This window comes from Actinacidiphila sp. DG2A-62 (assembly GCF_035825295.1).
GTDB lineage: Bacteria > Actinomycetota > Actinomycetes > Streptomycetales > Streptomycetaceae > Actinacidiphila.
Window position 1 is genome coordinate 503661 of sequence record NZ_JAYMGI010000002.1, and the last position, 14154, is coordinate 517814.

The following is a 14154-nucleotide window of genomic DNA, read 5'->3' on the forward strand; positions in this document are numbered from 1 at the left end:
CCGTGCGGCGCGGTGGCGCGTACGGGCGCAAGGGCGAGGGGTGCGTGCGCGACCGTGCGGCATGCGAGCGGTCGTCGCGTGGGGAAAGGCGCGGCCACGAGCACGGCGGAGACCGCGACAGCCGCGCCGCAGGCAGGTGGACGCGCGCAGCCGCAACGCCGACACGCCTTAGCGGCGCGACGGGGCACGGCCACGGGAGCGCGTCCGCGCGGGCGCGGCGGAGCAGCGGTCCGCTACGGGCTCGGGGGCCGGGAAGAGGCGGGGGCACAGCCGTTCCGGAGGACTCCGGAGGTCTCAGCCCGCGCGGTGTCGCGACGAGGTCAGCAACACAGGGAGCTGGCGACCTGCACGTAGTCGACGGCACGTCGGCTCGTCAGCAGGGCAGCACGCATGGCGGACACGCTAGCAGGCCCGGCGGGCGGACCTCGACACGCGGGTGCGCCCGGCCGGGCGCCCGCCGGGCCGGGCGGCGGCGCTCCGGGGGCCCATTGCCCAATCCACGCCGAGCCGTTAGCGTCGTCTCCCGTTGCGAGCGACAGCGCGCCAGGGCCGGAGGGGGCAGGGTGATCCACATGCGGTCCCGACGCCCCGAGAGCCTGTCCCGCGCCGAGAGCGTGTCCCGCGCGGAGAGCGTGTCCCGCGCCGACGGCGCCTTCGTGCTGGGCGCCGCGCGCCGCCACGTCGACCTGCTGCGGGTGAGCAGCGCGCTGTGTCCCGGCGGCCGGTGTTCCGGCGTCCTGTCCGCCGCGCACGCCCCGGCGACCGCGGCGACCCGCTGACGCAGTCCCTGACGTACCCGCCCTCCCGGGCGCGGCGGCTCCACGCGCCCGCCCGGCCGCGGTCACCCACGCCTCTGCCGTACGCGACCCCGGCCGCAGCAGCCGGAGAAGGGACGCGCCGTGCTCCAGGACGCCGCCGCGCAGGGGGTGTTCGCCGCGTTGCGGGTACGCGGCTACCGGGTCTACTGGACCACCGGCCTGGTCTCCAACACCGGCACGGCGATGCAGGGCGTGGCCCTGGACTGGCTGGTGCTGACCGTCAGCCGCAGCGGAACGGCGGTCGGCTGGACGGCCGGGCTGCAGTTCGCGCCGGTCCTGCTGTTCGGCCTGTGGGGCGGCGTGCTCGCCGACCGCCGCGACCGCCGCACGGTGCTGCTGGTCGCGCAGTCGCTGTACGCGCTCCAGGCGCTGGTGCTCGCGGTCGCCGTGCTGAGCGGGCACGCGCCGCTGTGGCTGCTGTACGCGCTGGCGTTCTGCCTGGGCTGCGTGTTCACCGTGGAGAACCCGGCGCGGCTGTCGTTCGTGACCGAACTGGTCGGCGGCAGGCTGATCCCCAACGCGGCGGGGCTGAACATCCTGTCCCTGAACGTGGCCCGGCTGGTCGGACCGGCGCTCGCCGGTGTGCTGATCGGCGCGGTCGGCACCGGCTGGGTGTTCGCGCTGAACGCCGCGTCCTTCGCGGTGGTGCTGCTCGGCCTGCTGTCGATCCGGCCGGCGCCCCGGCCGCGGCCCGCGGCGCGCACGCCCTGGGCGGGGGCGGGCCGGGACGGTCTGCGCTACGTCGCCGAGCGCCCCCACCTGCTGGGCGTCTTCGCGGTGTTCGGGATCACCGCGACCTTCGCGGTGAACTTCCCGACCACGATGACGCTGTTCGCCGGGCGGGTCTTCGACGTCGGCGCGGGCGGGCTCGGGCTGATGTCGACGGCGCTGTCCGTGGGCACCATCGCGGGCACGCTGGTGGCCACCCGGCGGGTCGCGCCGCGGGTGCGGACCGTGGTCGTCGGGGCGGTGCTGTTCGCGGCGAGCGAGCTGCTGACCGCGCTCGCGCCCGCGTACCCGGTGTATCTGGCGCTGCTGGTGCCGGTCGGCTTCACCCTGATGATCCTCAACACGGCGGTCAGCGCCTTCGTGCAGACGCAGGTCGGGGACGCGGTCCGGGGCCGGGTGATGGCGGTGTACACGGTGATCTCGATGGGCGGCACGCCCATCGGCAGCCCGGTGATCGGCTGGATCAGCCAGCACGCGGGGGTGCGCTGGGGCATCGTGGCCGGCGCGGCGGCGGCGACGGCGGCCGCGGTGGCGGTCGGCGCGTGGCTGCTGCGGGACGGCGGGGTACGGCCTGCGGCCCGGTCGACGGTGCGGGCGCGGCGGCTCGGTGCGCGGGCGGTCGCCGGGGCGGGCCCGGAGGCGGACGCGGGACCGCGTGCCGGCCAGGCCAGGCGGGCGGACCGCGGGGTCCGTCGCCGAGGCGACGGGCAGGCGCGCGGGAGCGGGACCGGAAGCGAGACCGGAAGTACCGGAAGCACCGGAAGCACCGGAAGCACCGGAAGCACCGGAAGCACCGGAAGCACCGGAAGCACCGGCCGGAGTCTCCGCGGCCGACGCGCCGGTGCGCGGGAGCGTCGGCGGCGGCCATGAGTGAGCCGACCGGATACGCGCAGTGCGCGGGAAGGACCGCGCTCGCGGGCAGCGTGAGCCGTTCGCCGCGCGCGGACGACGCGCGGCGGTGCGCGGCCCCGGGCCGGGCGGCCCGCCCCGGCCTGGTCCGCCGGCGCCATGTCGACCTGCTGCTGGTGTGCAGCTGCCTGTGTACCGCCTGACCGCCGGTCGGCCGCGCCGTCGCCGCCGACCGGCCGAGCGATCCTCCTGCACGACGCGCCGCGGCCCGCCGGGCCGGCGCGCCCACCCTTACGCGGAAACGGGATTCCTCATGCCACGTCAGTCCGGAACGTCACGCCGGTCCAGAACGTCCCACCGCCCCGGGACGTCGCACCGCTTCGGAGCACCACGCCCCCTGCTGCTCGGCGCCGCCGCCCTGGCCGCCGCCACCGCCCTGACCGCCTGCACCAGCACGAAGAACGACGACGGCGGGTCCGGCGGCTCGGGCGCGAAAGCCCTGACCATCGGCACCACCGACCAGGTGACCAGCCTGGACCCGGCCGGCTCCTGGGACGCCGGCTCGGGGACCGTCGAGGACGAGGTCTACGCCACGCTCCTGAGCACCAGGAACGGCTCCTCCGAGGTGGTGCCGAACCTCGCCGCGGCGATCAGGCTGTCCGCCCCCAAGGAGTACACCGTCACGCTGAAACCGGGGCTGACCTTCGCCAACGGCCACGCGCTGACCTCCTCCGACGTCAAGTTCAGCTTCGACCGGCAGCTGCGCATCGCCGACAAGAACGGACCCTCGTCGCTGCTGTACGACCTGGCGTCGGTCGCCGCCCCGAACCCGACGACGGCGGTGTTCACCCTCAAGTCGGCGAACGACACGCTCTTCCCGCAGGTGCTGTCCACCGCCGCCGGCTACATCGCCGACGAGCAGGTCTTCCCCGCCGACAAGATCCTCGACGACACGGCCGTGGTCGCGGCCCGGCCGTGGGAGGGTCCGTACACGGTCGGCAGCTACCAGAAGAACTCGCTGGCCACCTTCACCGCCAACCCCGCGTACAAGGGCCTGCTCGGCACCCCGCGGACCGCGCACGTGCGGCTGAGGTACTACACCGACGCCAGCAACCTCAAGCTGGACGTGCAGCAGGGCGCCATCGACGCCGTCTACCGCACGCTGACCGTCACCGACCTGCAGGACCTGGCCACGAAGAAGGGCCTGACCGTGCACACCGGTTCGGGCAACGGCATCCGCTTCATCGTCTTCGACCTCAAGACGCAGCCGTACGGCACGAGCACCGCGCAGGCCGACCCGGTCAAGGCGCTCGCGGTGCGCAAGGCCGTCGCCGACTCGGTGGACCGGGCCCAACTCGCCGCCCAGGTCTACAAGAACACCTTCCAGCCGCTGTACGGCTCGGTGCCCGACGGCATCACCGGCGCGGCCCCGGTGCTCAAGCCGCTCTACGGCGACGGCAGGGGCGGCCCGGACCGCGCGGCCGCGGCGAAGGCGCTGTCCGACGCGGGCGTCCGGGTCCCGGTCACCCTGGACCTGCAGTACAACGCCGACCACTACGGATCGTCGTCGGCCGACGAGTACGCCCTGATCAAGGCGCAGTTGGAGGGCACCGGGCTGTTCCGGGTGAAGCTCCAGTCCACCGAGTGGGCGCAGTACGGCAAGGACCGGGTCGCGGACCTCTACCCGCTGTACCAATTGGGCTGGTACGCCGACTACCTGGACGCCGACGACTACCTCGCGTCGTTCTACTCCGCCAACAGCTGGGTGAACAACGGCTATGCGGACCCGGCGGTGAGGTCGCTGATCCACCAGGAGGAGACCGCCACCGACCCGGCCCGGCGCACCGCGCTGATCGGCCAGGTGCAGCAGAAGGTGGCCGCGGCGCTGCCGTTGCTGCCGCTGCTCCAGGGCTCCACCGCGATCGTCACCCGCGCCGACGTGGCCGGCGTGCCGGCCAAGCTGGACAGCTCGTACCAGTTCCGCTGGGCCGAGCTGAGCAGGACCGGCTCGCAGTGAGCGCGCCGGCCCTCCAGGCCCCGGGCGCCGTCGGCACGGCCGGCGGCGCCGCCGGGCACGGGCTGCTGCGCTACCTCGCGGTCCGTCTGCTGCTCATCGTCCCCACGGTGCTGGTCCTGGTCAGCGTCGTGTTCTTCCTCATGCACGCCACCGGCGACCCGATCAGCACGGCGTTCGGCGACCGGCTGACCCCGCGGCAGCTGCACGCCAAGCTCCACCAGGCCGGCTACGACCGGCCGTTGCTCACCCAGTACCTGGACTACTTGCGGGCGCTGGCGCACGGCGACCTCGGCCGGACCGCCACCGACGACCAGCCGGTCCGGGACATGCTGCGGACCAACGGCGCGGCGACCGCGGAGCTGGCGGCGTACGCGATGGCGGTGGCGCTGGTCGTGGGGGTGCCGCTGGGCATGGTCGCGGCGGCCTACCGGGACCGGGCGGCCGACGCGGGCCTGCGGCTGCTGGCGATCCTCAGCTACGCGACGCCGGTGTTCTTCCTCGGCCTGCTGCTGAAGCTGGTCTTCGCGGTGTGGCTGGGCTGGCTGCCCACCTCGGGGCGGGCCGGCATCGACGTGCAGCTCGAACTGCAGAACCAGACCAGCACCACCGGGATCTACCTGGTCGACGCCGTGCGCAGCGGCGACCGCTCCGCGGTGGCCGACGTGCTGCGGCACGCGGTGCTGCCGGGCCTGGCGCTCGGGCTGCTGGTCGCCGGGGTGCTGCTGCGGCTGGTGCGCACCAACCTGATCGGCACGCTGTCCGCGGAGTACGTGGAGGCCGCCAGGTCCCGCGGCGTGGGCTCCTTCCGGCTGATCACCCGGCACGCGACCCGCCCGGCGCTGATCCCGGTCGTCACCGTGCTCGGGCTGCAGGTCGCCGGGCTGCTCGGCGGCGCGGTGCTGACCGAGACCACCTTCGAGTGGAAGGGCCTCGGCTTCCAGCTCGCGCACTACCTGACGGTGCGGGACTACGCGGCGGTGCAGGGCATCGTGACCGTGTTCGCGGTGGTGGTCGCGCTGACCAACTTCCTCGTCGACGCCGTGGCGGCGCTGATCGACCCCCGGGTGAGGTACTGAGTGGCCGACGACGTCCTCGATCCGCTGCCGCAGCCGCGGCCGGACGCGCTGCCCGTTCCGCTCCCGGAACCGCCGTTCAGGCGGCTGGCCGCGCTCCTCACGGCCGGCGCGGGCCTGCAGCGGGCCATGCTGCTCGCCGGCGCCGCGCTGAGCGCCGCCTTCGTGCTCGCCGCCCTCCTCGCACCGCTGCTCGCGCCGTACGGCTACTCCCAGCTGAGCAGCCACGGCAAGCTCTTCGGCCCGCAGCGGCACCCCGGCCACGGGCACCTGCTGGGCACCACCGTGGCCGGTTACGACGTGCTCTCGCGCACCTTGTGGGGCAGCAGGACCGCCCTGGAGATCATCGTCGCGGCGCTGCTGCTGTCGGCGGTCGCCGGCGTGGTGCTCGGCCTGGTCTCCGGCTACGTCGGCGGGGTGCTCGACCGACTGCTGGTGGGGGCCGCCGACGCGATGTACGCGTTCCCCTCGCTGCTGCTGGCGATCGTCATGGCGATCGTGATCAGCGGCGGGCAGTCCAGCCTCGTCGGGGGTCTGGCCGCCGCGGCGTGCTCGGTCGCCGTCGCCTTCGTGCCGCAGTACTTCCGGGTGGTGCGCGCGGAGGTGACACGGGTGAAGTCCGAGGCGTTCGTCGAGGCGGCCCGGGTGATCGGCGCGGGGCCGTGGCGGATCATGTTCCGCCACGTGCTGCGCAACTGCGTGCGGACGCTGCCGCTGATCGCCACCGTCAACGCGTCCGAGGCGATCCTCACGCTGGCCGGGCTCGGCTTCCTCGGCTTCGGCATCGAGCCGACCTCGGCCGCGGAGTGGGGCTACGACCTCAACCGGTCGGTCGCCGACGTCACGTCGGGCATCTGGTGGACCGCGCTGCCGCCGGGGCTGGCGATCGTGCTCACCGTCCTCGGCACGACACTGCTCGGCGAGGGGCTCACGGACCTCGCGGACCCCCGGCTCCGCGGCCGGGGCGGCGCGCGGAGGCGGCGCGGGAGCGCTCCCGAAACCTCCGGAACGACCGGCGGGGCCGGCGCACCGGGCGGGTCCGGCGCACCGAGCGGCTCCGGCGAGTCCGGGGACTCCGGGGTCTCCGGGGCGCTCGGGACGTCGGCGGCGCCCGGCTCTCCCGGCGCATCGGCGAGCCTCCCCGGTCACGTGTCCACCGAAGGAGGGGCGGCGCATGGCTGATCTGCTGCGGATCGAGGACCTGCGGGTCCGTTTCGACGCCGGCGGCGGCGCTCCTGCCGTCGACGGGGTCGGCCTGTCGGTCGCGCCCGGCGAGGTGCTCGCCCTGGTCGGGGAGAGCGGCAGCGGCAAGACGGTGACCGCGAGGTCGGTGCTCGGGCTGCTGCCGGCGACCGCCTCGGTCAGCGGCCGGGTGCTGCTCGGCGACGGCGCCGCCGAGCCCGCGGAGGACGTGCTGACCGCGTCCCCGGCGCGACTGCGGGCGCTGCGCGGCGCGCGGGCCGCGATGGTCTTCCAGGAGCCGTCGACCGCGCTGAGCCCGGTGTTCACGATCGGCTGGCAGCTCGCCGAGGGGCTGCGCGCACACGGCGTCGGCGGCGGACGCGCCGGGCGGCGCGCGCTGGCCGTCGAGATGCTGGACCGGGTCGGCATCCCGGAGCCGGACCGCCGGGTGGACCACTACCCGCACCAGCTGTCCGGCGGCCAGAAGCAGCGCGCGGTGATCGCCATGGCGCTCGCGCTGGGCGCGGGCCTGCTCGTGGCCGACGAGCCGACCACCGCGCTGGACGTCACGGTGCAGGCCGAGATCCTGGCGCTGCTGCACCGCTGCCGGGTGGACCTCGGCACCGCGGTGCTGCTGATCACGCACAACATGGGCGTGGTGGCCGACCTCGCCGACCGCGTGGCGGTGATGCGCCGCGGCCGGATCGTGGAACAGGCCCCGGCGCACCGCCTGTTCGCCGAGCCCGCGCACCCCTACACCCGGGAACTGCTCGCGGCGGTGCCGCACTTCGGGCGCCGGGCGGCCGGACACGGCGGGCCCCCGTCAGGTGCCCGCCCCGGCGGCAGAGACCGCGGCGAGGACCCGGGCAAGAGCCCGGGCGGCCGGACGTACGCCCGGGCCGGCGCACCGGACGGCGGTACGGGTCCGGACGCCGCGGCTGCTCCGGCGACCGGTCCGGCCGCGGCGGTCAGGGCGGAGGGGCTGGTCGTGGACTACCCCGAGCGGCTCGGGGTCCGCGCCTTCCGCGCGGTGGACCGGGTCGCGTTCGCGATCGCTCCCGGCGAGGTGCTGGGCCTGGTCGGGGAGAGCGGCTCGGGCAAGACGACCATCGGCCGGGCGGTCGCGGGGCTGACCCGGGTCACCGCCGGGGTGCTGGAGGTGCTCGGCGAGCCGCTGGGCGCGGGCGGGCGCACCCGCCGCGGACCGCGGGCCACGGCGGCGGTCAGGTCCGGGCAGGTCGGCTTCGTCTTCCAGGACCCGGCCACCAGCTTCAACCCCCAGTTGACGGTGGCCGATTCGGTCGGCGAGCCGCTGGCGGTGCACCGCCGGGACCTCGACGCCCGCGCGGTGCGCGCCGCGGTCGACGCGCTGCTGGAGTCGGTGCGGCTGCCGCGCGGGCACGGCGACCGCTACCCGCACGAGCTCAGCGGCGGCGAGCGGCAGCGCGCCGGGCTGGCCCGCGCGCTGGCGCTGCGGCCGCGCCTGGTGATCGCCGACGAACCCACCTCGGCGCTGGACGTGTCGGTGCAGGCTCGGGTGCTCGACCTGTTCACCGAACTCCAGCGGGAGCAGGGCTTCGCCGCGCTGTTCATCAGCCACGACCTCGCGGTGGTCGAGCAGGTCGCGGACCGGGTGGCGGTGCTGCACCGCGGCCGGATCGTGGAGTCGGGGACCGCGGCGGACGTGCTGGGGGCGCCGCGCGACGCGTACACCCGGCGGCTGATCGCCTCGCTGCCGGTGCCCGATCCGCGCCGCCAGGCCCGGCGCGGCGCGGCGCCCCCCGGCTGACGGGGCCCCGGGGGCCGCCGCGGTCGCGGGAGGCGCTCAGCCGATGGCGCGCAGGCCCGCGCCGGACCCCCGGCTCAGGCGCTCGGCGGCCTGCTCGGTCGCCTCGTCTGCGGGCAGGAGCACCACCAGCTCCTGCCCCTCGCCGCCCGGCAGCTCCAACCGCTCGCGGTCCCAGCGCAGTTCGGGTGCGCCGGGGAGGTCGGGGACGTTCACCCGCAGCGGGAGCCGGGGCGGCGGCAGCCGGCGCTCCAGCCGCCGGGTGAACTCCTCGCCGGCCAGCGGCTCCAGCTGGGCCCTCAGCCACTGCGAGCTCTCGACGGTCGGCGCGAACCACAGGTCGAAGGCCAGCTCGTCGGCCACCTGTTCCCAGTCCGCGAAGAACGTCCGCGCCCGGGCGTCGGTGAACGCGTAGCGGGTGAGGTTGGGGGCCGGTCCGTCCAGGAGTCCGCTGCCGCGCGCCAGCCGTGCGAGCCCGTCGGTGTGCGCGAGGACGTCGCCGAGCCGGTTGGTGACGTACGCCGCGGCGGGTTCGAGCAGGCGCAGGGTCGCCAGCACGGTGGGCCGCACCTCACGGCCCGGCGGCTCCGGCAGCCGGCCCGTCACACAGGAGCCGTTGCTGATCTTGGCGAGGTAGCGCAGGTGGTCGCGCTCGCCGGCGTCCAGGCTCAGTCCGTCGGCGAGGGCGTTGACCACGGCCGGCGAGGGGTTGCGGTCCCGGCCCTGCTCGATGCGGGTCAGGTACTCGACGCTGATGCCGGCCCGCGCGGCCAGGTCGGTGCGGCGCAGCCCCGGCGAGCGCCGCCGGCCCCGCTCGGGGATGCCGAACGACTCGGGTCGGATGCTGTCGCGCTTGGCGCGGACGAAGTCGCCCAGTGGCGTGCCCATACGGCGAGTCTAGGCCGGTGAGCGGCGCGCAGCCTGGCCCCGCGGGGGCCAGCCTGGACCCGGTCTGGTCCGCGGCGGGGACGGCGGCGGACGGTGGTGGCATGACTGACAAGCACACATTGGCCGTCGTGGTCGGCAGCGTCCGCGAGGGCAGGTTCGGGGACGTCGTCGCCGCCTGGGTGGCAGAACAGGCCCGCGCGCACGGCGGGTTCGCCGTGGAGGTCGTCGACCTCACCGACGTCGAGATCCCGCTGTCGCTGCCCGCCGAGTCCCCGAAGTACGCGGGCGACGCCTATCCGCGCCCGGCCGCGATGGCGCCCCTGACCCGGCAGTTGACGCGCGCCGAGGCGTTCGTCCTGGTGGCGCCCGAGTACAACCACAGCTATCCGGCGTCCCTGAAGGCCGCGGTGGACTGGCACTTCACCCAGTGGACGGCCAAGCCGGTCGCGCTGGTCACCTACGGCGGCGCGTCGGGCGGCCTGCACGCGGCCCTGCACCTGGAGAACGTGCTCACCGAACTGCACGCGGTGACCATGCGCGACAGCCTGGCGTTCCCGAACTACTTCACCGCCTGGCAGGACGGCCGGCCGCTGGACCCGGAGGCGCCCGGGCGGGCCAAGGTCATGCTGGACCACCTCGTCTGGTGGACCGCCGCGCTGTCCGCCGCCCGCGCGGCGGTTCCGTACCCGAGCTGACCGGTGAGGTCCCGCGCCCGGCCGGGGCGCCGGTGCGCCCGGCCGGGCGACGCGGGGGGGGCGGGGACCGCGGGCCGGCCGTCAGCGACGGTCGGCGCGCAGCGAGGCCAGGGAGAGCCGGCCCTCGACCGTGAGGCTGCCGCCGCCGGTGACGCGGGGCGCCCCCTCGGCGTCGACGGCGACGCGCAGGGTGCTGGGCCTGCCCATCGCCTCGCCCTGGACGACCGTCAGCTCCTCCCCCGGCGCGAGCAGGCCGGCGGCGCTCAGATACGCGGCGAGCGGGCCGGCCGCGCTGCCGGTCGCGGGGTCCTCGTCCAGGCCGACGCCGGGGTTGAAGAAGCGGGCGCGCACGGTCCTGCCGGGCCGGGCGGCCGGCGTGTCGTCCGGCCAGGCGAGGTAGACCCCCTGCGCGCCGACGGCGTCGGCCGCGGCGGTCAGCCGGCGCTTGTCCGGCACGGCCCGCCCCAGCGCGGCCCGCTCGCGCAACAGCACCATCAGATGGGCGGCACCGGTGTCGACGGTGCGGGGCGCGGGCGCGGCGGCGATGTCGCCGGGCGCCAGGCCGACCGCGGCGGCCAGTTCGGCGAGCCGCTCCGGCGCGTCGACCGACGCGCCGGGCCGGGCCGGTGCCTGACGCATCGTCAACTCCCCGCCGTGCGGGCCGTGTCCGTCCTCCACGAAGACATCGAGGTTGCGACCGCCGATGCGCTGGACCAGGGGCGCGGCTCGGCCGTCCGGGGCCGGCGCGGGCCTGACGCGCCCGGTGTGCAGCAGCCACCACCAGGCGCCGAGCGCGTTGTGCCCCGCGCCGGTGACCTCCACGCCGCCCGCGGTGAACGAGCGCAGGTCGCGTACCGCGCCGTGGGTGCCGGGCAGGACGAACGTGGTCTCCGACTGGTTCATCTCGCGGGCGACGCGGCGCAGCCACCGCTCGTCCACGTCCGCGCCGCCGCACCGCGCGTACTCCGTCAGGTCGACCACGGCCAGCGGATTGCCGGTGAGGGGCTCGGCGCCGAAGACGTCCACGAGGGCGAAGGGGGCGTGGCCGGGGCCCGGTTCGTGCTCCGCGTCCCGCCGTGCGTCAGGCAGCGCGCCGTGCGGCACGCCGTGCTCGGCGGGATACGGGTGCTGCTCGTGGGCGGGCTGCCGGGCCGGGGCGCGGTCGTCGCTCATCGGGTCTCCACGGTCGGGGGCGGGTCCAGGTTCTCACCGGAGGTCGGGCGGGCCGCGCGCGGCGCGCGGCCCGGGCGGCGCATGCGCGCCGCGGGCGGCCGGCGCGGCTGTCGTCCGCGGCGGTTCAGGGCGGCTGCGGTGTTCGGGGCGTCCCGGGAGCGGGGCGGCCGGGGAGCAGCGCGGCCAGGGAGACGGCCAGCAGCGCGCCGGTGGCCGGGAAGAGCGCGGCCGGGCCGCCGGCGGCGAGCAGCGGGCCGCCGCCGAGGGCGCCGAGGCCGGTGCCGGCGTCGAAGGCGAGGTTCCAGGAGACGCCGGCCAGGCGCAGGCCGGCCGCGGTCTCCCCGGCGCGGCGCATCACCAGGAGCAGCGACGCGTTCTGCACCGCGCCGAATCCCGCGCCGAACAGCGCGGCGCCCGCCGTGACCGGGACCGCGCGGTGCGGCGCCGCGCCCGCGCAGGCGCCGAGCGCGGCCACCGCGGCGGCCGGGGTCAGCAGCGCCGCGGGGCCGATCCGGTCGGCGAGCCGCCCCGACCCCAGCCGCGCGCCCACCGATGCCGCTTGGGCCGCCAGCAGCGCCGCCGGCGCGGCGTCCGCGGTGAGCGGCAGAAAGGTGAACAGCACCCCGTACGCGGTCGTCGACGCCGCCTCCACCCACAACGGCCCGGCCAGCGGCCCGAGTCGCGCCCGCAACCGCGGGGCACGCGCACGCGCGGGGGTTCGCGCGGACGCGGGAGCGTGCCCGGGCCCGGACCGCCGCTGCGGCCCGGGGACGCCGGCGGTCGCCGCGGCAGGCCGCGCGGGGCGGCCCGGGAGGGCGAGGACCGCGAGGGGGACGAGGGCTGCCGCCGCCGCGGCCAGGAGGAAGTCGGCCCGGTAGGCGCCGTGGTGCGCCAGGGTGAGGCCGAGCGGGGTGCCGAGGATGCCGGCGGCGCCGCTCACCGCGCCGTACACGCCGATCGCGCGGCCCCGGCGGTCCGGCGGGAACAGGCGCGCGGTGAGCGCCACGCCGGCGACGACGAAGACGCCGAAGCCGAGCCCGCGCAGCGCGGCCAGCGCGGCGACCGCGGCCGGGGCCGAGGCGGCGGCCGGCAGCGCGGCCAGGCACGGCAGCCCGAGCAGCAGTCCGGCGGCCTGCAGCGACACCCGCTCGCCGGCCCGCGCGAGCAGCCGGGGCGTCAGCGGCTGCACGGCCACCGTCGCGGCGGTGAGGGCGCCGGTGACCGCGCCGGCCGCGACCGGTCCGCCGCCTCCGCGCGCCGCGTACATCGGCGCCGCGGACAGCAGCAGGTTGAAGCTCGCGAAGCCGCCGAACGCCGCGAGGAGCGCGCCGCCCACCGCACGCCGCGGCGCTGCCTGCCGCGGCGTGCGGTGGGGTGCGGCCGCCGGCGGGGCCGCGGGCCCGGTCAGTGGCGGCCCCAGCCGGGAACCGTGCCGTCCAGCGCCAGCTCGTACTGGTCGTAGCGCTGCATCAGGTCCAGCAGCTCGTCCTCGGTCGGCCGGTTGCCGTCCGCGTACAGCTCGGCCAGGCCCCTGAAATACTCCTCGCGGTCCTTGGCCGGGGTGAAGACGATGAGCATCGTCGCCTGGTCCTGGTACGGGTTGCGGAAGCCGTGCGACATGCTCTCCGGGACGTTGACGAAGGTGCCGCGCGGGGCGGGGAAGCTGCGGCCGTCCAGGTGGAGTTCGACCACGCCGTCGAGCACGTAGAAGGCCTCGAGTTGCTCCTTGTGTATGTGCGGCGAGGCTCCTGGCGCGCCAGGGTCCATGCGGTGCTCGAACAGCCCGAGGCGGTTGTCGGTCTCGCCGCCGACGGCCTTGAACGTGGTGTGCGTGGTGGTGCCGATCTGCACGGACTCGCCGTCACCGGGCAGGACGATGCGGGGTAGCTGGGTCATCGGACGTACTCCTCGCTGGTCGATGTGGGTGCGTGCGGTGGTGCGTGCGCCAGTTCGGTCGGGCGGATCGGGGCTGTCGGACCCGCCGGGCCGGCGGACCTGCCGGGCCGGTCGGATGTGTCGGGGGTCAGTGCGGTGCCGCGGCGTCCTCCTCGCTGTCGGCGGCGGCCTGGAGCCAGGACAGATAGCGCTCGCCGGTGTCGGGGAAGACGGTGACGAGCGTGGCGCCGCGGTGTTCGGGCCGGGCGGCGAGCACCCGGCAGGCGTGGGCGGCGGCCCCCGAGGAGACCCCGACCAGCAGTCCGGCGGTCCGGGCGAGCAGCCGCGCGGCGGCGAAGGCGTCCTCGTCGGAGACGGCGAGCACGTCGTCGATGAGCGAGGTGTCCGTGGTGTCGGCGACGAAGCCGCCGTTCAGGCCGGGTATCCGGTGCAGCCCGCCCCAGCCCTGGCTGAGCACCGGCGAGCGCTCGGGCTCGACCGCGACGACCTTCAGGTCCGGGTTGCGCTCCTTCAGGAAGCGGGCGGTGCCGCTGAGGGTGCCGCCGGTGCCGACGCCCGCCACCAGCACGTCGACCCTGCCCCCGGTGTCCGCCCAGATCTCCGGTCCGGTGGTGGCGTAGTGGGCGGCCACGTTGTCGTCGTTCTCGTGCTGCCGGGCGAACCAGGAGCCGGGCCTGGCCCGGTGGATCTCCTCGGCCTTCTCGATGGCCGCGGTGTAGCCCTCCTCGGCGGGGGTGAGCACGACCTCGGCGCCGAACGCGCGCAGCAGCTGCACCCGTTCGTTGGTGGCGCTGTCCGGGAGGACGATCACGCAGGAGTAGCCGCGGGCGGCGCTGAGCGCGGCCAGCGAGATCCCGGTGTTGCCCGAGGACGCCTCGACCACGGTGCCGTGGCCGCGGGTGAGCAGTCCGCGCCGCTCGGCGGCCTCGATCATGTACAGCCCGGTGCGGTCCTTGACGCTGGACAGCGGGTTGGCGCTCTCCAGCTTGTCGTAGACGGTGACGCCGTCCGTACCGGCGTCGATCCGTACCAGCGGGGTGCCGCCGAT

General features: G+C 76.1%; 13 protein-coding genes. 8 read left to right on the top strand and 5 right to left on the bottom strand.

What is annotated here, in order from left to right; translation table 11 throughout:
• The first annotated feature begins 572 nt into the window (after window positions 1–572).
• The 7 genes from VSR01_RS02665 (at window position 573) to VSR01_RS02695 (ending at window position 8457) form a co-directional block, all read left to right on the top strand.
• A complete protein-coding gene (locus VSR01_RS02665; protein WP_326447677.1) occupies window positions 573–779 on the top strand; it encodes a putative leader peptide in 207 nt (68 codons plus the stop codon).
• A 120-nt stretch (window positions 780–899) separates the two neighbouring features.
• Window positions 900–2417: an MFS transporter gene (locus VSR01_RS02670; protein WP_326447678.1), complete on the top strand. Its 1518-nt coding sequence runs from the start codon at window positions 900–902 to the stop codon at window positions 2415–2417.
• The gene (locus VSR01_RS02675) at window positions 2414–2599 is read left to right on the top strand and encodes a hypothetical protein (RefSeq protein WP_326447679.1); all 186 of its coding nucleotides are present in this window, start codon (window positions 2414–2416) and stop codon (window positions 2597–2599) included. The genes VSR01_RS02670 and VSR01_RS02675 overlap by 4 nt, the downstream gene beginning before the upstream one ends.
• Before the next feature lie 110 nt (window positions 2600–2709).
• The gene (locus VSR01_RS02680) at window positions 2710–4413 is read left to right on the top strand and encodes an ABC transporter substrate-binding protein (RefSeq protein WP_326447680.1); all 1704 of its coding nucleotides are present in this window, start codon (window positions 2710–2712) and stop codon (window positions 4411–4413) included.
• Window positions 4410–5489, top strand: a complete 1080-nt coding sequence (locus VSR01_RS02685; RefSeq protein WP_326447681.1) for an ABC transporter permease — start codon at window positions 4410–4412, stop codon at window positions 5487–5489. Before VSR01_RS02680 ends, VSR01_RS02685 begins: the two co-directional genes overlap by 4 nt.
• Complete coding sequence (locus tag VSR01_RS02690; protein WP_326447682.1) at window positions 5490–6668, top strand: ABC transporter permease; 1179 nt, start codon at window positions 5490–5492, stop codon at window positions 6666–6668.
• Entirely contained in the window at window positions 6661–8457 is a 1797-nt protein-coding gene (locus VSR01_RS02695) for an ABC transporter ATP-binding protein (protein ID WP_326447683.1), read from the top strand. Before VSR01_RS02690 ends, VSR01_RS02695 begins: the two co-directional genes overlap by 8 nt.
• 36 nt (window positions 8458–8493) lie before the next feature.
• Here the strand turns inward: VSR01_RS02695 and VSR01_RS02700 are convergent, their stop codons facing one another.
• The gene (locus VSR01_RS02700; RefSeq protein ID WP_326447684.1) at window positions 8494–9342 is read right to left on the bottom strand and encodes a helix-turn-helix domain-containing protein; all 849 of its coding nucleotides are present in this window, start codon (window positions 9340–9342) and stop codon (window positions 8494–8496) included.
• A 101-nt stretch (window positions 9343–9443) separates the two neighbouring features.
• Between VSR01_RS02700 and VSR01_RS02705 the strand changes: the two genes are divergently transcribed.
• The gene (locus VSR01_RS02705) at window positions 9444–10037 is read left to right on the top strand and encodes an NADPH-dependent FMN reductase (RefSeq protein ID WP_326447685.1); all 594 of its coding nucleotides are present in this window, start codon (window positions 9444–9446) and stop codon (window positions 10035–10037) included.
• A gap of 81 nt (window positions 10038–10118) precedes the next feature.
• Here the strand turns inward: VSR01_RS02705 and VSR01_RS02710 are convergent, their stop codons facing one another.
• The 4 genes from VSR01_RS02710 to VSR01_RS02725 form a co-directional block, all read right to left on the bottom strand.
• Window positions 10119–11210, bottom strand: a complete 1092-nt coding sequence (locus VSR01_RS02710) for a PhzF family phenazine biosynthesis protein (protein ID WP_326447686.1) — start codon at window positions 11208–11210, stop codon at window positions 10119–10121.
• Window positions 11211–11334: 124 nt separating this feature from the next.
• Window positions 11335–12546 carry an MFS transporter gene (locus VSR01_RS02715; protein ID WP_326447687.1) on the bottom strand — a complete coding sequence of 404 codons (1212 nt, stop codon included), beginning with the start codon at window positions 12544–12546 and terminating at the stop codon, window positions 11335–11337.
• Window positions 12547–12614: 68 nt separating this feature from the next.
• Complete coding sequence (locus VSR01_RS02720; RefSeq protein ID WP_326447688.1) at window positions 12615–13106, bottom strand: cupin domain-containing protein; 492 nt, start codon at window positions 13104–13106, stop codon at window positions 12615–12617.
• A 127-nt stretch (window positions 13107–13233) separates the two neighbouring features.
• Window positions 13234–14139 carry a PLP-dependent cysteine synthase family protein gene (locus VSR01_RS02725; RefSeq protein WP_442785633.1) on the bottom strand — a complete coding sequence of 302 codons (906 nt, stop codon included), beginning with the start codon at window positions 14137–14139 and terminating at the stop codon, window positions 13234–13236.
• Window positions 14140–14154: the final 15 nt, after the last annotated feature.

Bases quoted from the DNA above. Each gene is read 5' to 3' on its own strand.
- VSR01_RS02720 (WP_326447688.1), bottom strand. From the start codon at position 13,106: ATGACCCAGCTACCCCGCATCGTCCTGCCCGGTGACGGCGAGTCCGTG.
- VSR01_RS02700 (WP_326447684.1), bottom strand. From the start codon at position 9,342: ATGGGCACGCCACTGGGCGACTTCGTCCGCGCCAAGCGCGACAGCATC.
- VSR01_RS02675 (WP_326447679.1), top strand. From the start codon at position 2,414: ATGAGTGAGCCGACCGGATACGCGCAGTGCGCGGGAAGGACCGCGCTC.
- VSR01_RS02695 (WP_326447683.1), top strand. From the start codon at position 6,661: ATGGCTGATCTGCTGCGGATCGAGGACCTGCGGGTCCGTTTCGACGCC.
- VSR01_RS02710 (WP_326447686.1), bottom strand. From the start codon at position 11,210: ATGAGCGACGACCGCGCCCCGGCCCGGCAGCCCGCCCACGAGCAGCAC.
- VSR01_RS02665 (WP_326447677.1), top strand. From the start codon at position 573: ATGCGGTCCCGACGCCCCGAGAGCCTGTCCCGCGCCGAGAGCGTGTCC.
- VSR01_RS02680 (WP_326447680.1), top strand. From the start codon at position 2,710: ATGCCACGTCAGTCCGGAACGTCACGCCGGTCCAGAACGTCCCACCGC.
- VSR01_RS02705 (WP_326447685.1), top strand. From the start codon at position 9,444: ATGACTGACAAGCACACATTGGCCGTCGTGGTCGGCAGCGTCCGCGAG.